Source organism: Pseudomonas sp. AP42 (assembly GCF_001728935.1).
Lineage (GTDB): Bacteria > Pseudomonadota > Gammaproteobacteria > Pseudomonadales > Pseudomonadaceae > Aquipseudomonas > Aquipseudomonas lactis.
Genome location: NZ_LYSO01000010.1, coordinates 15944 through 39219, shown reverse-complemented (window position 1 = coordinate 39219; position 23276 = coordinate 15944). Strand labels below are relative to the sequence as shown.

General features: G+C 59.1%; 26 protein-coding genes and 1 pseudogene. 16 read left to right on the top strand and 11 right to left on the bottom strand.

All coding sequences use genetic code 11. The features are described from left to right. Positions 1–356: 356 nt before the first annotated feature. Complete coding sequence (locus A7K61_RS05955; RefSeq protein WP_069557152.1) at positions 357–1544, top strand: MFS transporter; 1188 nt, start codon at positions 357–359, stop codon at positions 1542–1544. Between the two features lie 111 nt (positions 1545–1655). Here the strand turns inward: A7K61_RS05955 and A7K61_RS31015 are convergent, their stop codons facing one another. Further along, positions 1656–1877, bottom strand: coding sequence for a hypothetical protein (locus A7K61_RS31015; protein ID WP_083263050.1), 222 nt, complete (start codon positions 1875–1877; stop codon positions 1656–1658). Between the two features lie 145 nt (positions 1878–2022). Next, positions 2023–2388, bottom strand: a complete 366-nt coding sequence (locus A7K61_RS05950) for a DUF6124 family protein (protein WP_069557151.1) — start codon at positions 2386–2388, stop codon at positions 2023–2025. A 602-nt stretch (positions 2389–2990) separates the two neighbouring features. Here A7K61_RS05950 and A7K61_RS05945 point away from each other — a divergent pair. The 7 genes and pseudogenes from A7K61_RS05945 to tal all read left to right on the top strand — a co-directional run bounded on the left by A7K61_RS05945 (position 2991) and on the right by tal (position 7990). Next, complete coding sequence (locus A7K61_RS05945; RefSeq protein ID WP_069557150.1) at positions 2991–3527, top strand: hypothetical protein; 537 nt, start codon at positions 2991–2993, stop codon at positions 3525–3527. A gap of 40 nt (positions 3528–3567) precedes the next feature. Further along, positions 3568–3726, top strand: coding sequence for a hypothetical protein (locus tag A7K61_RS33085; protein WP_171905459.1), 159 nt, complete (start codon positions 3568–3570; stop codon positions 3724–3726). A gap of 108 nt (positions 3727–3834) precedes the next feature. Then, on the top strand, positions 3835–4677 hold the full coding sequence (locus tag A7K61_RS05940; RefSeq protein WP_069557149.1) for a hypothetical protein: 843 nt from the start codon (positions 3835–3837) through the stop codon (positions 4675–4677). 473 nt (positions 4678–5150) lie between these two features. Next, the gene (locus A7K61_RS05935; RefSeq protein ID WP_032902648.1) at positions 5151–5393 is read left to right on the top strand and encodes a CopG family ribbon-helix-helix protein; all 243 of its coding nucleotides are present in this window, start codon (positions 5151–5153) and stop codon (positions 5391–5393) included. Further along, positions 5383–5666: pseudogene (locus A7K61_RS05930) on the top strand (type II toxin-antitoxin system RelE/ParE family toxin). Before A7K61_RS05935 ends, A7K61_RS05930 begins: the two are co-directional and overlap by 11 nt. Positions 5667–5749: 83 nt before the next feature. Next, the gene (gene dusA / locus A7K61_RS05925) at positions 5750–6736 is read left to right on the top strand and encodes a tRNA dihydrouridine(20/20a) synthase DusA (RefSeq protein ID WP_069557148.1); all 987 of its coding nucleotides are present in this window, start codon (positions 5750–5752) and stop codon (positions 6734–6736) included. A gap of 327 nt (positions 6737–7063) precedes the next feature. Next, a complete protein-coding gene (tal, locus tag A7K61_RS05920; protein WP_019818234.1) occupies positions 7064–7990 on the top strand; it encodes a transaldolase in 927 nt (308 codons plus the stop codon). A gap of 196 nt (positions 7991–8186) precedes the next feature. Here the strand turns inward: tal and rssC are convergent, their stop codons facing one another. Together rssC and rssB are read right to left on the bottom strand one after the other, a co-directional pair. Next, positions 8187–8669, bottom strand: coding sequence for an anti-sigma factor antagonist RssC (gene rssC / locus A7K61_RS05915; RefSeq protein ID WP_003172602.1), 483 nt, complete (start codon positions 8667–8669; stop codon positions 8187–8189). Beyond that, positions 8669–9850 (bottom strand): two-component system response regulator RssB, encoded by a 1182-nt coding sequence (gene rssB / locus A7K61_RS05910; RefSeq protein WP_014717527.1) that lies wholly within the window; start codon positions 9848–9850, stop codon positions 8669–8671. Before rssB ends, rssC begins: the two co-directional genes overlap by 1 nt. 276 nt (positions 9851–10126) lie before the next feature. Here rssB and A7K61_RS05905 point away from each other — a divergent pair, with 276 nt between their 5' ends. Beyond that, positions 10127–10423, top strand: coding sequence for a PilZ domain-containing protein (locus tag A7K61_RS05905; RefSeq protein ID WP_044272925.1), 297 nt, complete (start codon positions 10127–10129; stop codon positions 10421–10423). A 62-nt stretch (positions 10424–10485) separates the two neighbouring features. Here A7K61_RS05905 and A7K61_RS05900 read toward each other — a convergent pair whose 3' ends face one another. Continuing rightward, complete coding sequence (locus A7K61_RS05900) at positions 10486–11175, bottom strand: VacJ family lipoprotein (protein ID WP_032892828.1); 690 nt, start codon at positions 11173–11175, stop codon at positions 10486–10488. A 195-nt stretch (positions 11176–11370) separates the two neighbouring features. On the opposite strand from A7K61_RS05900, the gene A7K61_RS05895 reads away from it, so the two are divergent. Together A7K61_RS05895 and A7K61_RS05890 are read left to right on the top strand one after the other, a co-directional pair. Next, entirely contained in the window at positions 11371–11979 is a 609-nt protein-coding gene (locus A7K61_RS05895; RefSeq protein ID WP_069557147.1) for a phosphatase, read from the top strand. 111 nt (positions 11980–12090) lie between these two features. Continuing rightward, complete coding sequence (locus A7K61_RS05890; protein ID WP_014717525.1) at positions 12091–12357, top strand: DUF4404 family protein; 267 nt, start codon at positions 12091–12093, stop codon at positions 12355–12357. 135 nt (positions 12358–12492) lie between these two features. Here the strand turns inward: A7K61_RS05890 and queF are convergent, their stop codons facing one another. Further along, complete coding sequence (gene queF / locus A7K61_RS05885; protein ID WP_044272922.1) at positions 12493–13323, bottom strand: NADPH-dependent 7-cyano-7-deazaguanine reductase QueF; 831 nt, start codon at positions 13321–13323, stop codon at positions 12493–12495. Between the two features lie 66 nt (positions 13324–13389). Further along, positions 13390–13911, bottom strand: coding sequence for a plastocyanin/azurin family copper-binding protein (locus tag A7K61_RS05880; RefSeq protein WP_069557146.1), 522 nt, complete (start codon positions 13909–13911; stop codon positions 13390–13392). Between the two features lie 261 nt (positions 13912–14172). Between A7K61_RS05880 and A7K61_RS05875 the strand changes: the two genes are divergently transcribed. Together A7K61_RS05875 and A7K61_RS05870 are read left to right on the top strand one after the other, a co-directional pair. After that, positions 14173–14853: a heavy metal response regulator transcription factor gene (locus A7K61_RS05875; protein WP_047710336.1), complete on the top strand. Its 681-nt coding sequence runs from the start codon at positions 14173–14175 to the stop codon at positions 14851–14853. Beyond that, on the top strand, positions 14850–16196 hold the full coding sequence (locus A7K61_RS05870; RefSeq protein WP_044272916.1) for a heavy metal sensor histidine kinase: 1347 nt from the start codon (positions 14850–14852) through the stop codon (positions 16194–16196). Before A7K61_RS05875 ends, A7K61_RS05870 begins: the two co-directional genes overlap by 4 nt. 115 nt (positions 16197–16311) lie before the next feature. Here the strand turns inward: A7K61_RS05870 and A7K61_RS05865 are convergent, their stop codons facing one another. Genes A7K61_RS05865 through A7K61_RS05855 form a run of 3 tightly spaced genes read right to left on the bottom strand, consistent with a single transcriptional unit; the run spans position 16312 to position 19558 of the window. Beyond that, complete coding sequence (locus A7K61_RS05865) at positions 16312–17556, bottom strand: lipoprotein-releasing ABC transporter permease subunit (protein ID WP_032892838.1); 1245 nt, start codon at positions 17554–17556, stop codon at positions 16312–16314. 60 nt (positions 17557–17616) lie between these two features. Next, a complete protein-coding gene (gene lolD, locus A7K61_RS05860) occupies positions 17617–18300 on the bottom strand; it encodes a lipoprotein-releasing ABC transporter ATP-binding protein LolD (protein ID WP_019818240.1) in 684 nt (227 codons plus the stop codon). A 7-nt stretch (positions 18301–18307) separates the two neighbouring features. Next, a complete protein-coding gene (locus A7K61_RS05855; protein WP_069557145.1) occupies positions 18308–19558 on the bottom strand; it encodes a lipoprotein-releasing ABC transporter permease subunit in 1251 nt (416 codons plus the stop codon). Between the two features lie 94 nt (positions 19559–19652). Here A7K61_RS05855 and A7K61_RS05850 point away from each other — a divergent pair, with 94 nt between their 5' ends. Together A7K61_RS05850 and A7K61_RS05845 are read left to right on the top strand one after the other, a co-directional pair. After that, the gene (locus tag A7K61_RS05850; protein WP_003189673.1) at positions 19653–20231 is read left to right on the top strand and encodes a PilZ domain-containing protein; all 579 of its coding nucleotides are present in this window, start codon (positions 19653–19655) and stop codon (positions 20229–20231) included. 44 nt (positions 20232–20275) lie between these two features. Continuing rightward, positions 20276–20998 (top strand): glycerophosphodiester phosphodiesterase family protein, encoded by a 723-nt coding sequence (locus A7K61_RS05845; protein WP_003189671.1) that lies wholly within the window; start codon positions 20276–20278, stop codon positions 20996–20998. Positions 20999–21040: 42 nt separating this feature from the next. On the opposite strand, the gene sthA is transcribed toward A7K61_RS05845, so the two are convergent. Then, a complete protein-coding gene (gene sthA, locus A7K61_RS05840) occupies positions 21041–22435 on the bottom strand; it encodes a Si-specific NAD(P)(+) transhydrogenase (protein WP_003189670.1) in 1395 nt (464 codons plus the stop codon). Between the two features lie 214 nt (positions 22436–22649). Here sthA and A7K61_RS05835 point away from each other — a divergent pair, with 214 nt between their 5' ends. Beyond that, positions 22650–23183, top strand: a complete 534-nt coding sequence (locus A7K61_RS05835) for a chalcone isomerase family protein (protein ID WP_069557144.1) — start codon at positions 22650–22652, stop codon at positions 23181–23183. The last annotated feature ends 93 nt before the right edge of the window (positions 23184–23276 follow it).

Below are 23276 nucleotides of genomic sequence, written 5' to 3'. Positions count from 1 at the left end.
CACAAGGCCGATGGATCGACCTCACTGTTATGTCCCTTCTGCGCTGACTTCTTATCATTATTGGCTTCAGCTACCTGGGCGACAGCCAACCGCTGGGACGTATACGGGTGTACGCACCAGGGAAAGACTAGCCCAAGACGGCGCGCAGAATATCACGCTAAACAGCGTTTATGCGCCGTTTGGCCAATTGACAGGCCTAAATCCCGGGTTTTAATGCGCCCCTGTCAAGCCTGGCAGCCGCGACCTGCGGTCACAGGCGTGGAACTCTGCCGAAAATGACGGTTCTAGACACCTTCGTCGCGGCTTGCGTAGCATCGACGACGTCCTTCGTGCACACCCTCCACACAGAGTTACCCATGACAATCCAGCAAACACCCGGGCAGGTACTGCCCGCGCGCAGCGCCGCCAAAATGGAAGCGGCCATGGCCGTGGGCGCTTTCGCGATCGGCACCGGCGAATTCGCCATCATGGGCCTGATGCCCGACATCGCCCAGAACCTGGGCCTGAGCGAACCCCAGGTGGGCCACGCCATCAGCGCCTACGCCCTGGGCGTGATGGTCGGCGCCCCGCTGCTGGCCATCCTCGGCGCCAAGCTGCTGCGCAAACACATGCTGCTGTTGCTGATGGGCCTGTACGCCCTGGGCAACTTCGCCACCGCCTTCACCCCCACCTTCGGCTCGCTGGTGGCCTTCCGCTTTATCAGCGGCCTGCCCCACGGCGCCTACTTCGGCATCGCCGCCGTGGTCGCCTCCAGCATGGTACCCACCGACAAACGCGCCGGCGCCGTGGCCCGCGTGATGATGGGCCTCACCCTTGCCATGCTGCTGGGCAACCCCATCGCCACCTTCCTCGGCCAACACCTGGGCTGGCGCTCGGCGTTCGCCCTGGTCAGCGTGATCGCCCTGCTCACCATCGCCCTGGTCTGGCAATTCGTACCCCACCGCCACGACGAACAACGCAGCGACCCGCGCAAAGAACTGCGCGCCTTCACCAAACCCCAGGTATGGATGGCCCTGTCCATCGGCGCGATTGGCTTTGCCGGCATGTTCTGCGTATTCAGCTACCTGGCGCCGACCATGCTGGAAGTGACCAAAGTCTCGCCGCAGTGGATTCCGTTTGGCCTTGCCGCGTTCGGCGTCGGCGGCATCATCGGCAACATTGCCGGTGGCAAGCTGTTTGATCGCATGCAGTTTCGGGCGGTGGGTTTGATATTGGTGTGGTCGATGGCGGTGTTGTTGTTCTTCCCCTTCGCTGCGTCTTCGCTGTGGGGCGTGCTGCTGAGCATGGGGTTGGTGGGCACCATGGTCGCGTTGGCGGCGCCGTTGCAGATTCGGTTGATGGACATTGCCCATGAAGCGCCAAGCCTGGCGGCGGCTTCGAACCATGCGGCGTTTAACTTGGCGAATGCGCTGGGGCCGTGGTTTGGGGGGATGGCGATTACGGCGGGGTTGGGCTGGACCAGCACTGGCTACATCGGTGCTGCCACAGCGCTGGTGGGCCTGGGCCTCTACATGATTGCCCGGCGCATGAAAGGCGGCCACTAACGCCCTACTGGATCAAACTGTGGGAGGGCTTCTTGTAGGAGCGAGCAAGCTCGCTCCTACAGAAGGCGATGACGCTTAACTGACAGGTATTAGTGCTTGCCCCCCACCCCATCAATCATCATGCAACAACCCCGAACCATACTCCCCATAACTACTCCCCAGCCCACTGCCACCGAAATTCATCTTCGCGGCTTTGTTGGGACTATGGTCACCAAACGCCTGGCACCCGCCTGAAAAGCACGGGTCGCTGCCGGTCACGCTCGATGAAGATGAACAAGCACTCAACATCAACGTGCCGGTGATCATCACAACTTTGACGAGGTTCGAGATCATGGTTTCAGTTCCCTATGGGCTGGAGGCGCTGGGGTCCTCTCTTGCAGGCAATCGTAGGCCTCAACGGCGCAGGGAATTATGAAACTTTGCGGGGGGACAGCATGAGTTCAGGTTGCCGCCTTGGGTGAGGCGGCAGGGTTGGTTATCAGGCTTTGACTGAGGCGGTTACAGGCGCAACCTGCTCCTGGGCTCGGTCAACGAGTAGCGAACTCAACTCGATTAACTGCTGGATGCCCAGGGCGCTGGCGCGTTGGGAGTCGTCGAGGTCGAACGCCAAGGTGGCGGCCATTTCGTTGGCGGATGCGAGGTTTTCGGCGGCGTTGGCCAGGAGGGTTTCGGGGTCGATGGTTGGGTTTACGAGGAATAGGTTGTTGCTTGGGCGTTCGGTGGGTGCAGCGTCTTCGGATGGGGGCAAGTGATGATGGATTGCCCGCTGGGCTGCGGCTTGAAGCTTTGGATCAGAGGATGCCGCGTTTGAAGCATAAGGCGGATTAGGTGTGATCTTGTACATGGCGAAGCTCCTTAACTATTCAGGAACTACCAATCTCACTTCCACATGAGAGGTGGCAGCTGTACGCAGGTGTGGAAGACCAGGGCTAAGGACCCGGCGCACCGAAGTGCCCCGCGCACAGCCGCCGAAACACATGATACAGACGTAAAAAAACGCCGGTAGGTGTTTGTGACGATTGCGTCTTAGCTTGGTACGGACTTCCACATCCGACCGCTGGATTGGCAGCGGCTTGAGGAGGTTAGCTAGGGGTGGTCTTAGGGGCAAGCCGAGAAAAGCGTGGGAAATTTCCTAGACGATTTAACCTGTTCCCGAAATCACTCCACACTCGGTAAATCGTCCCGATGATGGATTGGACAAACTAACTATAGAGTCCTTGTAATACTTGCCTTGTAACTAACCCTAAACTCCCCATACCACTTTTGTACCACCTCCCCTCCTCAAACAACATGGCGCAATTGGAAAGGCTTTCTACATTAATCACAGCTTACGGCGAGTAGCCATTAAGGGTTGCGGCGATGTGGTGGTTTTCGTAGCCACTGTTATAGTGAGGCCGTCCCCGGTAATAGTGAGGGTGCAACAGCTAAGAAATCTAAGGACTATTGATGGCGCCACGTAACAACCACCTGAAATACCAGGTTTATCGGGGAGAGGCTTACAGGCAAGCCCTCGAGCTGTTAGCCGAGGAGCAGGCCTCGCAGGACCCGCCTGATCTCGATGTTTCCCGTGTCCGACTGGAGCCCATAAACCAAGCGGCAGTTGCGGCAAGCTTCAATTGGGGCGAGGAAGGAGCTTTGCTTTCTTGGGAGGACGTATCCTATTGGAAGCAGAAGTGGCCCAAGGGGATCGACTTGGCGCTGTGGTATGACGTAGAGCTCTGCGGCATGGCATATGCGAACCCACGGGACAGTAAGCTGACTATCAAGCTCATTCTCCTGGAGGGAAAGCCGGACTCCAGTCATCCCCTGAAGGGATACGTGCTCCCCATCGCTCTAACCGCGATCGACGCGTTCGCACGAATGTCGAAGTTGAAGTGGATTGAGGTTCAGGACCCAGCGTCAGGCGCGATCCCTTGGTACTGCGAGAACGGCTTCGAGTTCGACGATGAGCGGCGCCTTGTCATTTCTGTAGAGGACGAATAACATGGGCCCAATGAACCATCACCCTTCAGGGATGCATGCGATGAAAAAGCAGACAGCAAAACCAATGTTGGTTGCTGAGTACGCTGCGGAAGCCCAGCGCCTAGGCGGTTCGGTTTCTGCGAATCAGCGTCGTTTTATGGCAGCCGCCAAGCGTGGTAGACAAATTGAGCCTATTGGTGTGATGGCAGGTCGCCTATAGCCTGTAGGGTTCACCAAAAAACCGCCTTCATTGGCGGTTTTTTGTGCCCAATGATAACTAGTACATCACAAACAAATTACCTATCCAAGAATAAAGTATGGAGGCTAGATGCTAAATCTCACTCACATAATCCACAAAAAAGGAGAAGAGCTTGAAGAGCTAGAGCTATTCGCCGGCGTATGCAGAAATGCTTTAAACCAAGCAACTCGATCTGTAGAAACAATTGATTTACGGCGCAGAATTGCGGAAGTACTCAACGAAAAACCCGATTACGAATCTGAGTCTCAGCTAGATGCTGCAAAGGAGCACGCTGCAAAAATATCAGAGTTTGCAGAAAGTCAACGCAAAGATGGGTTGCCGTACCTATATAGTCTTTGCGCCGTCCGACTCTGGGCGCTGACCGAAGCCATGGTAGATGAGTTAGTTGTTCACTCATTGCTAACCCCCTCCGAATTTTTCGATCACTCAATTTTGGCTAAACTTAAAGGCCCTTTAATAGAGTTTCGCGCAGCCTCCCCCGACGAGCAAGCTGAGTTTCTTGCAGAAACACTGAAGCAGTTAGTGGATGCACCTTTGAAGTTGGGAGCTGGAAAGTTTGAAGCGCTTCTGGCTCCGGTGGGCTTAGGGGGCGAAATTCAAGAGGATGTTAGAAAAACACTTTATGAGCTAAGCCAGATCCGTAATATTATTGTACATAAAAGCGGAAAAGCAGACCGAAGGATATTAGAAGCTTGTCCTTGGCTTGACTTTAAGAAGGGCGAAACCATCAATGTTACATTTGAAATGTTTGAGCGTTATCGTGTCGCAATATACTGGTATATCGTTGCTGTTCGCGGCCGAATAGACGCCCGAGACGGAATAAAAAACCCAGTAGACTTAACTCAAATATTAAAAATGATTGAGGAAAAACTGCAGACCTCACCAAACAAGCAAAAAACTCAGAATAACTAATCCACACTCGACAATTTTCTATATTTAATATTGCAGAATGCAAATTTATTAGACTGCGCAGTGTCACCAGCCCGCGACGGACTAATTCGAAGTTCTGCTATTGACCTAAAAGTTACGGTCACTGGGTCAAACATCGCTTGAGTAAAATAAGGCTTCCAAACTTGATCGGATGCGGAGGCCTTTTTACTCGCCTTCGGAAACCAAGCGTCCCTCACCAGCCTCCCTGATGGTGACCTCGCGCAACGCCTAGCGTTTCCCCGTACAAGAGCCAACACCGGCTGCGAAGCTACATCTGAAACTATATGCCTGCAACAAAAGGGGACAGATTTATTTATCCGCCACGATATCGGTTTTTGAGTTGGCAAAGGAAAAGCAAACGACTCACTCCCAGACACACCTCGCGACGGCCTGCTGCTTCAACCCGACGCTTCACGGTGTAAGATGCCCCACAACCGTCCACCATCGAGGCCGCCATGACTGGGATATCCCTAAACCTGCCGGAAGACCTGTCCAACTCTCTCGCCGACCTGGCCAAAACCAACGGCCAGACAGCTAGCTACCTGGCGATGGACGTTCTTCGCGACTATATCGAGCACGAAAAAACGCTGACCGCCCAAATCGAGCTGGCAGTAAAGGAAGCCGACGAAGGTAAATTCGCCACCGATGACCAAGTGGCGGCCATGCGCGCCAGGCGCTGGAGCAGGAATGCGGGTTGAGTGGCTTGAAAAAGCACTAAAAAATCTGGAAGACGAAGCGAACTATATCGCTCTCGAAAATCCAAAAGCCGCTGACGACTTCTCAGATGCCATTTCACCGGTGTCGACAGGCTGGCTCAGTTTCCTTCCATGGGACGCGAAGGTCGGGTGAAACATACCCGCGAATGGGCAGTTCCCAACTGGTCCTATCTGATCCCGTATAGAGTGCGTGGTGATCGACTGCAGATCCTTGGCGTATTCCACACACGGCAACGTCCTCGTTCGAAGTGGTAATGCGCGCAAAACTTGCCTCTCCGGCACCCGAGATCCGTTCCTGATAAACTACGCCCCATTCGCCTCGCTGACTCAGACCCCCCATGTCCCTACAAACCGCCCCACTCTCCCGCCGCTTCTCCGTCGCCCCCATGATGGATTGGACTGACCGCCACTGCCGGTTCTTCCTACGCCTGCTCTCCAAACACGCCCTGCTCTACACCGAGATGGTCACCACCGGCGCTATCCTCCATGGCGACCACGACCGCTTCCTGCGCCACAACGAAGCCGAGCACCCGCTAGCGCTGCAATTGGGCGGCAGTGTCCCGGCCGATCTGGCCGCCTGCGCCCGCATGGCCGAGGCCGCCGGTTACGATGAAGTGAACCTGAACGTCGGCTGCCCCAGCGACCGGGTGCAGAACAACATGATCGGCGCGATCCTGATGGCGCACCCTGCCCTGGTGGCGGACTGTGTGAAGGCGATGCGCGATGCGGTGTCGATTCCGGTGACGGTGAAGCACCGTATCGGCATCAATGGCCGGGACAGTTATGCCGAGCTGTGTGATTTCGTCGGCACGGTGAAGGATGCCGGTTGCACCAGTTTTACCGTGCATGCGCGGATTGCGATTCTGGAGGGGTTGTCGCCCAAGGAGAACCGGGACATTCCGCCGTTGCGCTATGACGTGGCGGCGCAGTTGAAGCGGGATTTTCCAGAGTTGGAGATTAATCTCAACGGCGGGATCAAGACGTTGGAGCAGTGCCAGGAGCATTTGCAGACGTTTGATGGGGTGATGTTGGGGCGGGAGGCTTATCACAATCCGTATTTGCTGGCGGAAGTGGATCAGCAGTTGTTTGGTAGCACCGCGCCTGTGATCACCCGCGCTGAGGCGTTGGCGCAGTTGCGTCCGTATATAGCCGAGCACTTGGCGACAGGTGGCGCGATGCATCACATTACGCGCCATGTTCTGGGGCTGGGGACCGGTTTCCCGGGGGCGCGTAAGTTTCGGCAGTTGTTGTCGGTGGATATTCATAAGGCGAGTGATCCGTTGGCGTTGTTGGATCAGGCTGGGGAATTGTTGGAGGGGCGTTGATTGGATAGCTGCAGGGGGTAGGCTTTTTGTAGGAGCGAGCTTGCTCGCGAAAAACCCATAGGCGCCGCGTTTATTCAGGAAGCACGCGTTATCGTTGACGTTTTTCGCGAGCAAGCTCGCTCCTACAGTATTGGGGCCGATGGGATGGTTATCGGGCAGTTGGGTTGAACCTGCCATCGATCTTGCCCTCCAACTGAGCACCACTGCCGGTAATTCAAACGGCTGTTTTCAGGTTATTGCCCTCGCAAACGACCTAACGCATTTGCGCCCTTGAGCGCCTGCCAGCGCTCGGGTAATGTCACTAGACCCACAGGACAGAGCACGCCCATGACTTCCAAGCTGGAACAACTCAAGCAATTCACCACCGTCGTAGCCGATACCGGCGATTTCTCCACGCTCGCCAAGCTCAAGCCACAAGACGCCACCACCAACCCTTCCCTGCTGCTCAAGGCTGCGTCGATTCCGGGCTATGCCAAGCTGCTGGATGAGTGTGTGCAGGATTGCAACGGCGATGTGGGCCTGGCCAGTGACCGCTTTGCGGTGGCGGTGGGTCAAGAGATTCTCAAAGTAGTGCCGGGCCGTATTTCCACTGAGGTGGATGCGCGTCTGTCATTCGACGAGGCCGCGATTCTCAAGCGTGCGCACCGTCTGATCGACCTGTATGACAAAGCCGGCGTTGGCCGTGACCGCGTGCTGATCAAGATCGCCTCCACCTGGGAAGGCATCCGCGCCGCCGAGAAGCTGGAAAAAGAAGGCATCCAGACCAACCTGACGCTATTGTTCTCCTTCGCTCAGGCCGTGGCTTGTGCCGAAGCGGGTGTGTTCCTGATTTCGCCGTTCGTGGGCCGTATCTACGACTGGTACAAGAAAGCCAACGGCAACGACTACACCGGTTCCGATGACCCGGGCGTGCAGTCGGTGACGCGCATCTACAACTACTACAAGGCTAACGGCTACAAGACGGTGGTGATGGGTGCGAGCTTCCGTAACCTCAGCCAGATCGAAGAGCTGGCAGGCTGTGATCGCCTGACCATCAGCCCGGACCTGCTGGAGAAGCTGGCGGCGGATGAAGGCAAGCTGGAGCGCAAGTTGGCGCCAGGCCACGCCGGTGAGGCCCGTGTACATATGACTGAAGCGCAGTTCCGTTGGGAGTCCAACGAGGACGCGATGGCGACTGAGAAGCTGGCGGAGGGGATTCGTCAGTTTGCTCGGGACCAGGAGAAGCTGGAGGCGTTGTTGTCGGCCAAGCTGTAACGGCAGCTAGCGGCAAAAAGGGCGGCACCTGTGAGGGTGTCGCCCTTTTTTGTGCGTCGGTGTCACCGCCGTCCAGTATGGGAGCTGGCTTGCCTGCGATAGCGGTGGGCCAGCCAACACTTCATCGACTGACAGTGCGCAATCGCAGGCAAGCCAGCTCCCACATTGGACTGTGTGTGTTTGAGCAGGGAGGCCGTCAGTGCCGCTCGAGGGCGTTGACGAGGTCGTGGAAGGCTTCGCGGTTGGACTCATTCAAGCCCATCAGGATCTTGTGCGCTTCCAGCACCTTGACCCGCACGACTTCCTCGGACTGGTCCTGGGACGGCAGGTCGGTGAGGCATTCCGGGCAGGGGATTGGGCGGTCAACGATGTTGAACACCTGGTCAAAGCCCATGGACTGCAACAGACGGGTGATATCTTCGTGGGTGGTGACCACGGTCGGCAACAGGCCGACCTTCTGCCGCGACAGAATGGACAACTTGGCCAACAGGCCCAGGGTGGTGCTATCGATGCTGCGCGTTTCGGTCAGGTCGATCACGATCGCCGAAAAGTTCAGCGCTGTGAAGATCCGCTCGATCGTCGCATCCAGGGCCGAACACAAGGTCAGGCGCACTTCACCGACAAATTTCAGGACGAAGGTCCCGTCTTGCTCGGCGAATTGGATTCTTCCGGTACTCATCAAAGATTCCTGCTCAACACCAATAGGGCGATATCATCCGGCATCTCCCCTAGCGTGGCCAATCCAAAAACCTGCCGCAGGCCATCCAGGCTGCCGCCCGCCGACTTGACCTTTTGGGGCAAGGCGGCTTCTTTCTCTTTGAGTGTAGGCTCTGGAAGAAGGTCCAGAATACCGTCAGACATCAGCGTCAGGCTGAAGGTCGGCGGCAGTTCCAGGATGTGGTCTTCGTAGGTGGCTTCGTTAAACAAGCCTACGGGCAGGCCACGCCCTTCCAGGTAGCGCACACTGTCAGGAGTGTACAAAACAGGCATCGGCAGGTGACCGCCAATACTGTAGGTCAAAAGACCGGTTTCTTCGTCGATCACGCCGCCGACCATCGTCACGTGCTTACCCAGCTTGCAGCTGATCAGGCCTCGGTTGATGTGGCCCAGCACCTCGGAGGGGGTGAACTCCGGCAAGGTGCCATTGCGCTTGGACTCAAACAACAGCCGTGTGGTCATGAACTTCAACAACACGGTGACAAACGCCGAAGACGCGCCGTGGCCGGATACGTCGGCCAGGTAGAACGCCACGCGGCGCTCATCGACGCGGAAATAGTCGACAAAATCACCCGAGAGGTACAACGACGGGATGATCTGGTGGGCAAACTTGAATTCGTCAATCGTCCAGGGGCTTACCGGCAGCATGTTCATCTGCACCTGGCGACCGGCGTTCTGGTCTTCCTGTAACAGGTTCAGGCTGGCTTCGAGTTCGCGGTTGGCGGTCTCGAGCTTTTCGCGGTAGCGCTGGTTTTCCAGGAGCAGGCGTGCACGGTCCAGGGCGCGGCGCACCGAGTGCTCCAGCACGGCCAGGTCTTCCAGGGGCTTGATCAGGTAATCGGCGGCGCCCAGGCGCAAGGCTTCAACGGCATCGTTCATGACACCGGCACCGGACACGACAATCACTGGCGTTTGCGGGGCAAGGTCGGTCACCTGGCGAATCAGCTCCAGGCCGCCCATCTGGGGCATGCGCAGGTCGCAGATCACAAGGTCGGGCTTGTCGCGCTCGAATACCTGGAGACCCTGTTGGCCATTACTGGCCTGCAGGACGCTGAAGCCACTGTCTTCCAAGTAGGCCGCGAGGCTCGCGCGCACTACTTCGTCGTCATCGATTATCAGCAGCGTGGCACTGGTTTTTTGCATGTGGGCAAACGGCGCCAGAATTAGGTTGGCGTAGGCGGCTCGGCAATGGCCGGGCTCACGTACTGGATTCGCTTTCTAGCCTCTCTGTCCTACAAAGCATTGGGATTTGGCCCATGCACAACGGTAAAGCAGAGGTGCCCTTCTAAGGCGCAGACGGTACTCCCATCCGTGAGGGGTTTCAAGCTCATGCCGATGGTCGCCGGGCGTCTTTACACCGCAAATCACCGGGAGTTATAAGAACCCTCACAACCACAACGCAAAGTAAGGATGGATGCTGTGAGCGAACACGAGCGCGACTACGCCGAAAAACGCGATTTCATCCGCATGCGAATAGATGCCGATGTGTCTTTGATCCATGCCGGGCAGGAGATTGCCGGCACCTGCGTGGACCTCTCCAGTTCCGGCATGCAGGTGCAGGCACCCCGCCGGTTCACTGTGGGCGACCTGCTGACCGTGCGCATCGACTCAGAACACGCTGCCCTCAAAGGCCTTGAGGCCGATACAGAGGTGGTGTGGGCCAAGGCGGCCGGGGACGAGCAGCAACTAGGCTTGAAGATTTTGAAAATGCGCTGAAAAGCGCGCACAAAAAAGGCGACCCTATAAAGGTCGCCTTTTTCATTTCAAAACGTCACAGCTTAAAAGTCGTCGACGACCTTGCCGTCCTTGACCTTGAACTCGCGGTTCTGCAGGTAAGCGTTACGAATGAAGGTGTACTTGTCGCCGCTGATCAGCTTTTCGCTGTCGAGCAGGCTGGCGCGCACGTCGACGACGTTGAGGCCGAAGGTGCTGTTACGCCAGCCGATGTCGTTCATGTAGCGGTACGGTTGGGTGTAGCTGTCGACGTATTTGGACGGCGCATCACGCAAGGTGCTTGGGCCCAGCAACGGGATCATCACGTACGGGCCGCTGCCCACGCCCCAGTAGCCGAGGGTTTGGCCGAAATCTTCATCGCTACGCTGCAGCCCCATTTTGGTGCCGACGTCGATAAAGCCCAGTACGCCAAACGTGGTGTTGACCAACAGGCGGGCGGTGTCGACGCCTGCATTGTGCGGCTTGAGTTGCAGCACGTTGTTGGCCAGGTTGCCGACATCACCGATGTTGCGGAAGAAGTTGTGAACGCCGTCCTGCACAAATTGCGGGGTGACGAACTGATAGCCCTGGGCGAGGGGCTTGAGGGCGTAGGTGTCAACGGTGTCGTTGAAGGTGAAGATGGGGCGGTTGACGCTTTCCCATGGGTCATCTTCCGAGGCCGCTTGGGCTGCGAAAGGCGCTAACAGGATGGTGGCACACACCGATAGCTGAGCGAAGTACTGGCTCCAGCGCATAGCTTTTGCTCCTTGAATGGTCTGTCATGGGCGCTATGCCCTGAATAAGGCTGTCAGTATATGACGGAAGTGTCGATTTAGGCAGCTACCTGGAATCGTCTTACGGAAAATGCACAAAATTCCTACAAATATCGACAGTGTCATCCCCTTGTCATGCCGCCCCGATAGCGTTTCAGCTATTTCAGGGACGTTCAGATGCCACACGCCGAGATTGCCGTCGCCGCCGCCCCCTCGTTGACCGCCGTGTTATTTGGCCTGAGTGGCTGCCTGGTGGATTTTGGTTCCCTGGCGCGCACCGACTCACCTTGCGCCGGCGCCGAGGCCACACCGGGGGCGTTGAAAAGCCTGCGCAGCCTCAAAGAACAAGGCGTGCCCTGCGCCTGGCTGGATGAACTGCCGCCCTCGGTAACCACGCCACTGTGCGCCGGCCTGCCTGGCTGGCTCAAGGCCGCCTCGCCCTCCTCCATTCGCTGGCCCGCGCCCCACGCCTGCTGGCAAGCCTTGATGGAGTTGAACATCGAACGCCTGGAAGGCTGCGTACTGGTCAGCGGCGAGCCGCGCCTGCTGCAATCGGGCCTGAACGCCGGCTTGTGGACCATCGGCCTGGCCTCCTGCGGTTCGCTCTGCGGCCTGTCGCCCCAGCAATGGCAGGCGCTCACCGAGCAGCAACGCGAACACAAGCGTGGCAAGGCCACGGTGGCACTCTATGGCCTGGGCGTGCACTCGGTGATCGACCACCTCGGCGAACTCGGCACCTGCCTGGCCGACATCCGCCTGCGCCAGCTCAAGGGCGAGAAGCCCTGATCGAGATCATGCACAGTTGGCCCCAGTGGATTAATCTACAGGTCAGCCCGTAGACCTTTCACGGCGCGCCGCGGTCTATGCCAGTGCCTATCGATAAAAGGAAAGAACGTCATGCCTGATCGCGAGAAGTTACAACAGCAGGCCGATATTGTGCGTGAGCAACTGGAGAACCATCCCGAGTTGCCCGCCGAGAAACGTCAAGCATTGGAAGAGTTGATCGCCAAGTTCGAAGTCCAGTTGGAAATGGAACCGGCCACCCAAACGCCCAGCATCGCTGACGATGTGAACCGGGCAGTGGAAGGTTTTGAACTGGACCATCCAGGCATTGCCGGGACGTTGCGCAATATCGTGCTGACCCTGGGCAATATCGGCATCTAACCCGAGCCCAAGCCAAACACAAAACCAAATGTGGGAGCTGGCTTGCCTGCGATAGCGGTGTATCAGTCACTTGATGAATGACTGAAAGATCGCAATCGCAGGCAAGCCAGCTCCCACAGTTTTTTGTATGAAGGCTTACTGACGCGCCAGGCGCACGTTCAGGAACTGGGTATTTTCAGTGCTGCGGTACGGGTTGATATCCAACCCACCCCGGCGCACATACCGCGCATACACGGTCAACTTCTCCGGCTTGAGCAAGCGCTGCAAGTCCAGGAAGATCCGCTCCACACACTGCTCATGAAAGTCCGAGTGCTGGCGAAAGCTGACGATATATTCCAGCAGGCTGGCATGATCCAGCGCCGCACCGCGATATTCCACCACCACACTGCCCCAGTCAGGCTGGCTGGTCACCGGGCAGTTGGATTTGAGCAGGTGGCTGTGCACGCTCTCCTCCACCACGCGCGAATCATCGCAACGCAGCAGTTCCGGGCGCGGGTGTTCGTAGCTGCTGACGTTGATATCCAGGTCGTCAATGCACACCCCCGGCAATGCCATCACGCCTTCGGCCTCGATATCGGCCAGGCTGCGAATGCGCACGTTCACGGGCTTGCCGGCCGCAAAGCTGAGGTCGGTGCGCAGGGTGGCTTCAAGGCTTTGCGTGTCGGCAAACGCGGTCTGGTTCAGCGAGTTGAGGTACAACTTGAACGACTTGGACTCGATGATGTTCGGCGAGTCGGCGGGAATGCTGAACTCACCGATGGCCACCACCGGCTTGCCGGAAGGCAACAACCAGGACAGTTCGAAGCAGTTCCAGAAATCCACGCCCTTGTACGGCAGGGTCTCGGCGCTCAGGCCCAGCTCGGCCCACTTGGCGGCGCGTGGAATCGGAAACAGCAACGAAGGCGTGTAGGTGGAGATGTATTCACTGGACTTGCCCAGCGGCGAATGTTCGGCAGCGGGATGCATGGCGGAAACCTGGCTAAATAAACCGCGCCAGTCTACCAGCCTTTGCCCCCGCCCTTAACAAACGCCTCACTCAACGGTCAGTTTGCCGACCATGCCCGCCTGATAATGCCCAGGCAGGTTGCAGGCGAACTCAAGGCCTGTGGCCTGCTTGAACGTCCAGGTCAGCTCGGCCGTCTTGCCCGGCTCCACCAGCACGCTGTTGGGATCGTCGTGCTTCATACCGCCCATGTCGCCATGGCCCATGGCGCTGTGGTGCATCTTGCCCATGCCAGTGGCAGTCAGCATGCCGCTGGCCTGCATCTGCATCATCTCTTTCTGGTGGGCGGCATGCATGGCCGCGTCGCCCAGGTTGAACTCATGCAGCAACTGGCCTTTGTTGACCAGTACAAAGCGCACGGTTTCACCGGCTTTGACGTCCAGGGACTTGGGCTCAAAGGCAATGTCCCGCAGCGTGACTTCAACGGTGCGCGTGGCTTTATCCGCCGGGGCCGGCTGGCCGAACGCGTAGGTGTGAGTCGCATCCGCCAGTGCATTGAAACTCAACGCCAGCAGGCAGCCCGCCAATAACAGGGGTGTACGCAACGCCATCTTTCACTCTCCACAATAGGTATCCAGCTTGGGCAACACTTTAAGATGGCCTCGCTGCCAGCCAGCTGACTGCTAGATTACAACTTTGTCAGCTTGCGCCCATACCCTGACGAGCACGGTATAAAGCCCAATGTTTTTTTGTAGGAGCGAGCTTGCTCGCGAAGGACTTAAGCACAACGCGTCAAGCCTGACAGCCCGCGTTACCGTTGGCGTTTTTCGCGAGCAAGCTCGCTCCTACATAGCCCCTATCAAGAGCCCGATATGAAACTGCTGATCGTCGAAGACCAACCCAAAACCGGTCATTACCTGCGCCAGGGCCTGACCGAGGCGGGTTTTACCACCGAGCTGGTGGCGGACGGCACCAGTGGCCAGCACTTGGCGCTGACGGGCGACTATGACTTGTTGATCCTTGATGTGATGCTGCCCGGCCGCGACGGCTGGCAAATCCTGCAGGCGGTGCGCAGTGCCGGCCTGGACATCCCGGTGCTGTTCCTCACCGCTCGCGATGCCGTCGAAGACCGAGTACATGGCCTGGAGCTGGGCGCCGACGATTACCTGGTCAAACCCTTCGCCTTTTCCGAACTGCTGGCGCGGGTGCGCACCTTGTTGCGCCGGGGCAGCAGCACGCCGCAGGACACCCTGTTGCAACTGGCCGACCTGAGCCTGGACTTGATCCGCCGCCGCGTCGAGCGCAGCGGTCAGCGCATTGACCTCACCGCCAAGGAGTTCGCCCTGCTGGAGCTGCTGCTACGCCGCCAGGGTGAAGTGCTGCCCAAGACGCTGATCGCCTCCCAGGTGTGGGACATGAATTTCGACAGCGACACCAACATCATCGAAGTCGCCATTCGCCGCCTGCGCCTGAAGGTCGACGACAATTTCCCCAACAAACTGATCCACACCGTGCGCGGCATGGGTTACGTGCTGGAGGAGCGGTTCACGTGATCAAGCGCCTGTCCCTGACCAGCCGCCTGGCGCTGCTGTTTGCCGCCTGCACGGCGGTGGTCTCGTTGATCGCCGGGGTGTTGTTCAACCGGGCCAGCGAGGCGCACTTCATGGAGCTGGACCAGCAACAGCTCGAAAGCAAACTGGTGGCCCTGCGCAGCACCTTGCAGGGTGTCGCCTCACCGGAAGACCTCGCCCAGCGCACCCCTCAACTGCGTGCCGAACTCGATCACCAGCCCGACCTCACCTTGCGCATCACCGGGGCGGGTCAACGTTGGCTGGACGGCGCGCCCAACCTTAGCTTGCCCCAGGCGCCCGGCCTGCATAGCCTGCAGCAGGCGGGCACCGACTACCGCGTCTTCATCGCGCCCTTGACGCCAAGCCAACTGGATTCGCCCCAGTTGACCCTGATCCTCGACATCACCCACCACCAGCACTTTCTGCAACGCATGCAACGCTTGATCTGGCTGACCGTCGGCCTCTCGGCGCTGGCCACTGCCCTGCTCGGCGCCTGGGCTGCGCGCAGTGGCTTGCGACCGCTGCGGCGCATGGGCGAAGTGGCCGCCAGCGTCTCCGCCCACTCCCTCACGCAACGCTTACCCCAAGAGCAAATGCCGGTGGAACTCGCGGAACTGGCCCAGGCCGTCAACGCTATGCTGGCGCGCCTGGACGACGCCTTTCAGCGCCTGTCCGCCTTCAGCGCGGATATCGCCCACGAACTGCGCACACCGCTGTCCAACCTGCTGACCCAGACCCAAGTCATCCTCACCCAACCGCGCCCGCTGGAGGATTACCGCGAGGCGCTGCACAGCAACCTCGAAGAGCTGCAATGGATGGCGCAACTGGTCAACGACATGCTTTACCTGGCCAAAGCTGACCACGGTTTGCTGATGCCCAGCCGAGAAGCGCTGGATTTGGGTGATGAGGTCGACGCACTGTTGGAATTTTTTACCCTGCTGGCGGAGGACGCGCAGGTGACGCTGGTGCGCGAAGGCACCGCCCAGACGATGGGCGATCGCGGCATGTTGCGCCGGGCCCTGTCGAACTTGCTGGATAACGCGCTGCGCTTTACCCCACCGGGCGGTGAAGTGCGGGTGCGGATCGAGAGTGGCGTGACACTGACGGTGGAGAACAGCGGGGAAGGCATTCCTGCGCCGTTATTGCCGCGGCTGTTTGACCGTTTCTACCGAGCCGATCCGTCCAGGCGTGCGGGCAGCAGTGAACATGCGGGGCTGGGGTTGGCGATTACCCAGTCGATTGTGCGGGCGCATGGCGGGAGGATTTATTGTGAGTCGCAGGCGGGCTGGACAAGGTTTGTGATTGAGTTGCCCAAGGGGGATTGATGCAAGCTGGGCCGGCCTCTTCGCGAGCAAGCCCGCTCCCACATTTAACCGCATTCCAAAGGGTGTACGCGGACAAATGTGGGAGCGGGCTTGCTCGCGAAAGCGGTTTTAAAGGTTACGAATACCTGAGCGCATGCGCCGGCTCAATCTTAGCCGCCCGATACGCCGGGTAAATCGTCGCCAAGAAACTCAACACAAACCCCGCCGAGCAAATCAGCAACACATCCCCACCTTGCAGCTCCGACGGCAGGTTGCTGACAAAGTACACATCCGAACTGAAGATATGCTGCCCGCTCACCCGCTCCAGCCAGCCCACCAGCTCACTCACGTTCAGCGCCGCAATCACCCCCAGCACGCCGCCGATCAAGGTGCCGACCACGCCAATCACGGTGCCCTGCACCATGAAGATCGCCATGATCTGCCGAGGTGTAGCGCCGATGGTACGCAGGATGGCGATGTCCGCGCCCTTGTCGTTTACCACCATGATCAAGGTGGCGATGATGTTGAACGCGGCCACGGCGACGATCATCAGCAACAGCAGGCCGATCATGGTCTTTTCCATTTTCATCGCGCTGAACAGACTGCCCTGGGTGTGGGTCCAGTCATCCGGCTTGTAAGCCGCGCCCAGGCTGGCGGCGATGTCCGCCGAGACTTTGGGCGCTGCATACAGGTCCTTCACCGCCAGGCGCACGCTTTGCACCTGATTGGGCTGCCAATGCTGGATTTCAGCGGCGTCGGCCATGTGGATCAGGGCCATGGAGCCATCCAGCTCGGCGCCAACCTTGAAAATGCCCACCACGTTCAGGCGCTGCATGCGCGGGGTGATACCGCCTGGGGCGCTGCTGAGTTCCGGCACGATCAGGGTCAGCTTGTCGCCCACGCTCAGGCGAAAGCGGCGTGCAGTGATATCACCGACCACCACCCCGAACTCACCAGGTTTGAGGTCGTCGAGTTTACCGCGCACGATGTGCTGGGCCACGATCGACACCTTGCCTTCCTGGGCCGGGTCGACGCCGCTGATTTCGATCGGCTGCATCGCGCCCTTATAGGAAAACATGCCATCCATCTGGGTGAAGGGCACGGCGGCGGTGACTTGCGGATTCTTCATCGCAGCGGCGGCCACCGGCTGCCAATCGTCAATCGGCTTTACGCCGACGATAGTGGCGTGGGGCACCATGCCGAGGATGCGCGAGCTCATTTCTCGCTGAAAGCCGTTCATCACCGAAAGCACCACGATCATCGCCAGTACGCCCAGGGCGAGGCCGATCATCGAGGTCATCGAGATAAACGAGACAAAACGGTTGCGGCGCTTGGCGCGGGTATAGCGCGTGCCGATAAAAATCGATAACGGTCTGAACATTCGCGGGCACCGTTGGAAAAATGAAAAAGCCCGGCCTCAAAAAACCGGGCTTGCAACAGGTCAGATAGCGACCAGATGACCTTCCTGCAAATGCAGTACGCGGTCCATCTGCCGGGCCATGCTCATATCATGGGTGACCACCAGGAACGCGGTGCGCATCTGGGTGCTCAACTCCAGCATCAAGTCCTTGATGCCCTGGGCGGTGTGGGAGTCGAGGTTGCCGGTCGGCTCGTCGAGCATCACCAGGCCGGGGTTGTTCACCAGGGCACGGGCAATCGCCACACGCTGGCGCTCACCGCCGGACAACTCCGCTGGCTTGTGCTCCAGGCGATGGCCCAGGCCGACGCGTTCGAGCAAGGCCGTGGCACGCTGGCGCGCTTCGGGAATTGCGGTTTTGCCGATCAACAGCGGCATGCACACGTTTTCCAGGGCGGTGAATTCCGGCAGCAAGTGGTGGAACTGGTACACAAAGCCCAACGAGCGGTTGCGCAGTTGGCCACGAGCCTTTTCATTCAAGGCCGACAGTTCTTCACCGGCCAGCCATACGCTGCCCTGGGACGGCGTATCGAGGCCGCCCAACAGGTTGAGCAAGGTACTTTTGCCGGAACCGGAACTGCCGACGATCGCCACGCGCTCGCCAGGGTGCAGTTCAAGCTGCAGGTTGGACAGCACCACCACCGACTCCGGGCCCTCCTCGTAGGATTTGCCCAGGTTGCGGCAGCTCAGGATTGCTTTTTCACTCATGCCCGATTCACTCATAACGTAATGCCTGTGCTGGCTGGGTACGTGCCGCGCGCCAGGCTGGATACAGGGTGGCAAGGAAGCTCAGGACCAACGCGGCGCCGCCCACCATCAGCACGTCCTGGGTTTGCACCTGGGACGGCAAGTAATCGATGAAGTAGACGTCGGCGTTGAGAAACTTGTGGCCGATCACCTTTTCAAGCAGGGCGATGGCGGCGCTGACGTTCAGCGCGGCCAGAATGCCCACCGCCGTGCCGATCAAGGTGCCGACCACGCCGATCACGGTGCCCTGCACCATGAAGATCGCCATGATCTGCCCCGGCGTGGCGCCCAACGTACGCAGGATGGCGATGTCGCCCTTCTTGTCGTTCACCACCATCACCAGCGTAGAGATGATGTTGAAGGCCGCCACGGCGACGATCAGCAACAACAACAGGCCGATCATGGCTTTTTCCATGCGGATGGCCTGATACAGGTTGCCGTGGGTGCGGGTCCAGTCGCGGGCGTAATACTCGGTCTCCCCCAGGTGCTGGGCAATTTCCCAGGCGCCGCGCGGGGCTTCGAACAGGTCGTTGAACTTCAGGCGCAGGCCCTGCACCTGGTCGGGCTGCCAGCGATGCAGGCGAGCCAGGTCGGTGAGGTTGGTCAGGCCGATGTAGCCGTCGATCTCGCCAGCGCCAACGTGAAAGGTGCCCACCACGGTAAAGCGCTTCATGCGCGGGAACATGCCGGCCGGGGTCACGGTGACTTCCGGGGCGACGAAGGTCAGCTTGTCGCCAACCCCCACGCCCAGCTTGGCCGCGGCCTTGTCACCGATGACAATGCCAAAGCTGCCAGGCGCCAGCGCGTCGAGCTTACCTTGCAGCATGAACTTATCGATGATCGAGACGTTGTGTTCCTGGGCCGGGTCGATGCCATTGAGCAGGATCTTCTGCACTTTGCCGTCGTTGGTCAGCAGCCCCTGCATCTGGGTAAACGGCGCGACCGCCACCACCTTGGGGTTCTGCTGGACCTTGGCGGCCAGGCTTTGCCAGTCATTGATCGGCGCATCGCCTTCAATGGTCGCGTGGGGCACCATGCCCAGTACGCGGGTGCGCATCTCATGATCGAAGCCATTCATCACCGACAGCACCACGATCATCACGACCACGCCCAGGGCGAGACCGATCATCGAGGTCAAGGAAATGAACGACACAAAATGATTGCGACGCTTTGCACGGGTATAACGCGTGCCGATAAATACGAAGAGAGGTCTGAACATGTCGGGGCTTGTTCGGAGGAAAAGAAGACGTCCCGGTGGCGGGGTCTGGTCAGCAGCTTTACACTCAGACCATTACCGTTACCTGGGGTTCGCCATGTCGACATTAGATGAAGAAGAGCGCCGCGAATACTACCGTATCGATGACATGATCGCACTTCAAATCAAACCCCTGTCTGGCCCCGACGCGGCGAGCAAGGAAGTGTTGCTGGATGATTCGCCGCTGTTCAATCTGCTCAGCGAACTGCACCTGAGCGAATTCGAAGCCCAGCACCTGCTGCGCCAGATCAACGAGAAAGACCGCAGCCTCGCGGCGTTCCTCAAAGTGCAGAACAAACGCCTGGACCTGCTCAGCCAGGTCATGGCCCGCGGTTTGCTGAACGAGGTAGGTGCGCCGCAACCGGTGATCCTCTCCGAAGGCGGCATCGACTTCCAGCACCCCACGCCGCTGGCCGCCGACACTCACCTGGCGGTCAAGCTGGTGCTGATGCCCCAGGCGCTCGGCCTGTTGCTGCGCGCGCGGGTGACCCATTGCGACCCCAAGGGCGACGGCTTTGATGTAGGCACGGAATTCGAGTCCATGACCGATGCCCAACGCCAGTTGCTGGCGCGCTATATCCTGCAGAAACAGGCCCAGGAACGCCGCCTGGCGCGAGAACAAAGCGAAGACCTCTGAATGCGTATTCACGACGCCAGCCATCCTGGCGCAAAGGAGCAACTGTGACCCTGATTTACGGCCACCGCGGTGCCAAAGGCGAAGCACCGGAAAACACCCTGACCAGCTTTCAGGAGTGCCTCAAGCACGGCGTACGCCGCTGCGAGCTGGACTTGCACCTGTCCATGGACGGCGAGTTGATGGTCATCCACGACCCGACGCTCAAGCGCACCACCGACCGACGCGGCAAAGTCGTCGAGTATTCGGCGGCTGACCTGGTGAAGATGGACGCGCGCAAAGGCGGCCCAGGCTGGGTCAGCCCCTGCCCGATCCCGCGCCTGGAGGCGTTGTTCGAACAGTGCGACTTCGATCACTGGCAACTGGAAGTCAAAAGTGCCTCGCGTACCCGAGCCGCCACCACCGTGCTGGCGATTCGCGAAATGGCTGTGCGCTTTGGCTTGATGGACAAGGTTACGGTGACGTCAAGCTCGCGGGAAGTGCTCAAGGCCGCCGTGGAACTCACCCCAGACCTGTCACGCGGCCTGGTCGCTGAATACGCCTGGCTCGACCCGCTGAAGGTCGCGCAGAACTACGGCTGTGAGTACTTGGCATTGAACTGGACGCTGTGCACCCCCGAGCGGCTGGAAAAAGCCCAGCGCCAGGGCTTGCATGTGTCCGTGTGGACAGTCAACGAACCTGCGCTGATGCGCAGGCTCGCCGACTTCGGCGTAGATAGCCTGATTACAGACTTTCCCGGTTTGGCCACTGCCACCCTCGAGAATTACTGAAATCGGTCTCCCCGGCCGGCTCAGGCCACCGGCCGGAGCCGCTCAAAAAAGCCGGTTGAGGCCGTCGTAGGCCGCTACCCGATAGGCTTCGGCCATGGTCGGGTAGTTGAAGGTGGTGTTGACGAAATACTTGAGGGTATTTTGCTCACCCGGCTGGTTCATGATCGCCTGGCCAATGTGCACGATCTCCGAGGCCTGGTAGCCGAAGCAATGCACGCCGAGCACTTCCAGGGTTTCGCGATGGAACAGGATTTTCAGCATGCCTTGCGGCTCGCCGGCGATCTGCGCACGCGCCATGCTCTTGAAGAACGCCTTGCCCACTTCGTAAGGCACCTTGGCCTTGGTCAGTTCGTGCTCGTTCTTGCCGATGGAGCTGATCTCGGGAATCGTGTAGATCCCGGTCGGCACGTCGTTCACGTAGCGCCAGCTGCCATTGTCGACAATGCTGCCAGCGGCCGAGCGGCCCTGGTCATGGGCGGCACTGGCCAGGCTTGGCCAGCCGATCACGTCACCGGCGCCGTAGATGTTCGGCACGCAGGTGCGGTAGTTCTCATCCACTTCGATCTGGCCACGGCTGTTGACCTTGACCCCGATGTTTTCCATGCCCAACTTGTCGGTGTTGCCGGTACGGCCGTTGCACCACAACAAGGCGTCGGCCTTGATCTTCTTGCCGGACTTGAGGTGCAGGATCACCCCGTTGTCCAGGCCTTCGACCCGCTCGTACTCTTCGTTGTGGCGCACGGTGATGTTGTTGTTGCTGAAGTGGTAGCTCAACGCCTGGGAAATTTCCGAGTCGAGGAAGCTGAGCAACTGGTCACGGTTGTCCACCAGCTCCACCAGAACACCCAGGCCGCTGAAGATCGAGGCGTATTCACAGCCGATCACGCCGGCGCCGTAGATGATCAGTTTGCGCGGGGTGTGGCCCAGGCTCAGGATGGTGTCGCTATCGTAGATACGCGGGTGGTGAAAATCGATGTCCGCCGGGCGATACGGGCGCGAACCGGTGGCGATGATGATGTGCTTGGCCACCAGTTTCTCGACCACGCCATTGGCGCAGACCACTTCGACGGTTTGCTCGTCGGCGAAGCTGCCGGTGCCGAAAAACAGGTCGACGCGGTTACGGGCGTAGTAGCCGGTACGCGAGGCGACTTGCTTGGAGATGACTTTTTCAGCGCTTTTCAATACGTCCGGGAACGAGAACCAGCGCGGCTCACCAATGGCCCGGAACATCGGGTTGGTGTTGAACTGCATGATCTGCCGTACCGAGTGACGCAACGCCTTGGACGGGATGGTACCCAGGTGGGTGCAGTTACCGCCGACCTGGCGACGGCTATCGACCATCGCCACCTTGCGCCCTGCTTTGGCAGCGTTCATCGCCGCACCTTCTCCAGCTGGGCCGGAACCCAGTACCACCACGTCGTAGTTGTAGACAGCCATGCGTACTCCTCAGAACAGGCCAGGCGTACGGTTGGACGCCGGGCTAAATCATGCCGCGGCCAGCGTGCATGAAGGACAATTTGGCTCAAGTGTGTGAACCGGGGCACAGTCTATAGAAGGCCGAGCGCCGCGAACATTAACCCTTGGTCGCGTCGTAGGCCAGTGTTGCCATACTACAGGACGCAAACCAGCGCCGAATTCAGGATGAGCCATTATGCGACAACTATTTTTTTGTTTAATGCTGATGGTGTCGCTCACGGCGCACGCCAACGATGCGCAGCGGCTCAAGCAGGCGAGCTTCCCGGCACAGGTCGAGGGGCTGGCCTTGAAAAACCAGGCGGTGTTCAACTATCTCTGGGCGGATGTGTATGCGGCGGCGCTGTATGCACCGGCTGACCTGCCGGCAAAGCAGGCCTGGGACCAGCAGAAGGCTGTGCGCTTGGCGCTGTATTACTTTCGCGACATCGACCGCAATGATGTGATCAAGGCGGCCACCGTCACCCTGGAACGCCAGCAGGCCAATGCCGGGTTGAACTCGGAGATAGCCAAGCTGCACGCGCGCTTTCGGGATATTCGCAGCGGCGATCGCTATGCCCTGGATTTTCGTCCGGGGCGCGGGTTGAATCTGGAGATTAATGGGCAGGTGGTGTTCAGCAGCCCGGACGCTGAATTAGCGAAGGCCTACCTGGGTATCTGGCTGGGTCCCAAAGGGCTGTCGGACAGTTTGCGCAATACGCTACTCAAGTGAGGGCGGCGTTGACGGTTCCATCGTCATCGCGGGCAAGCCCGCTCCCACAGGTAAATGCATTTCAACTGTGGGAGCTGGCTTGCCTGCGATAAG

What these genes read in the sequence shown, in the direction of transcription:
- A7K61_RS05955 (WP_069557152.1), top strand. Translation starts at nt 357, where the DNA reads ATGACAATCCAGCAAACACCCGGGCAGGTACTGCCCGCGCGCAGCGCC.
- A7K61_RS31015 (WP_083263050.1), bottom strand. Translation starts at nt 1,877, where the DNA reads ATGATCTCGAACCTCGTCAAAGTTGTGATGATCACCGGCACGTTGATG.
- A7K61_RS05950 (WP_069557151.1), bottom strand. Translation starts at nt 2,388, where the DNA reads ATGTACAAGATCACACCTAATCCGCCTTATGCTTCAAACGCGGCATCC.
- A7K61_RS05945 (WP_069557150.1), top strand. Translation starts at nt 2,991, where the DNA reads ATGGCGCCACGTAACAACCACCTGAAATACCAGGTTTATCGGGGAGAG.
- A7K61_RS33085 (WP_171905459.1), top strand. Translation starts at nt 3,568, where the DNA reads ATGAAAAAGCAGACAGCAAAACCAATGTTGGTTGCTGAGTACGCTGCG.
- A7K61_RS05940 (WP_069557149.1), top strand. Translation starts at nt 3,835, where the DNA reads ATGCTAAATCTCACTCACATAATCCACAAAAAAGGAGAAGAGCTTGAA.
- A7K61_RS05935 (WP_032902648.1), top strand. Translation starts at nt 5,151, where the DNA reads ATGACTGGGATATCCCTAAACCTGCCGGAAGACCTGTCCAACTCTCTC.
- dusA (WP_069557148.1), top strand. Translation starts at nt 5,750, where the DNA reads ATGTCCCTACAAACCGCCCCACTCTCCCGCCGCTTCTCCGTCGCCCCC.
- tal (WP_019818234.1), top strand. Translation starts at nt 7,064, where the DNA reads ATGACTTCCAAGCTGGAACAACTCAAGCAATTCACCACCGTCGTAGCC.
- rssC (WP_003172602.1), bottom strand. Translation starts at nt 8,669, where the DNA reads ATGAGTACCGGAAGAATCCAATTCGCCGAGCAAGACGGGACCTTCGTC.
- rssB (WP_014717527.1), bottom strand. Translation starts at nt 9,850, where the DNA reads ATGCAAAAAACCAGTGCCACGCTGCTGATAATCGATGACGACGAAGTA.
- A7K61_RS05900 (WP_032892828.1), bottom strand. Translation starts at nt 11,175, where the DNA reads ATGCGCTGGAGCCAGTACTTCGCTCAGCTATCGGTGTGTGCCACCATC.
- A7K61_RS05895 (WP_069557147.1), top strand. Translation starts at nt 11,371, where the DNA reads ATGCCACACGCCGAGATTGCCGTCGCCGCCGCCCCCTCGTTGACCGCC.
- A7K61_RS05890 (WP_014717525.1), top strand. Translation starts at nt 12,091, where the DNA reads ATGCCTGATCGCGAGAAGTTACAACAGCAGGCCGATATTGTGCGTGAG.
- queF (WP_044272922.1), bottom strand. Translation starts at nt 13,323, where the DNA reads ATGCATCCCGCTGCCGAACATTCGCCGCTGGGCAAGTCCAGTGAATAC.
- A7K61_RS05880 (WP_069557146.1), bottom strand. Translation starts at nt 13,911, where the DNA reads ATGGCGTTGCGTACACCCCTGTTATTGGCGGGCTGCCTGCTGGCGTTG.
- A7K61_RS05875 (WP_047710336.1), top strand. Translation starts at nt 14,173, where the DNA reads ATGAAACTGCTGATCGTCGAAGACCAACCCAAAACCGGTCATTACCTG.
- A7K61_RS05865 (WP_032892838.1), bottom strand. Translation starts at nt 17,556, where the DNA reads ATGTTCAGACCGTTATCGATTTTTATCGGCACGCGCTATACCCGCGCC.
- lolD (WP_019818240.1), bottom strand. Translation starts at nt 18,300, where the DNA reads ATGAGTGAAAAAGCAATCCTGAGCTGCCGCAACCTGGGCAAATCCTAC.
- A7K61_RS05855 (WP_069557145.1), bottom strand. Translation starts at nt 19,558, where the DNA reads ATGTTCAGACCTCTCTTCGTATTTATCGGCACGCGTTATACCCGTGCA.
- A7K61_RS05850 (WP_003189673.1), top strand. Translation starts at nt 19,653, where the DNA reads ATGTCGACATTAGATGAAGAAGAGCGCCGCGAATACTACCGTATCGAT.
- sthA (WP_003189670.1), bottom strand. Translation starts at nt 22,435, where the DNA reads ATGGCTGTCTACAACTACGACGTGGTGGTACTGGGTTCCGGCCCAGCT.
- A7K61_RS05835 (WP_069557144.1), top strand. Translation starts at nt 22,650, where the DNA reads ATGCGACAACTATTTTTTTGTTTAATGCTGATGGTGTCGCTCACGGCG.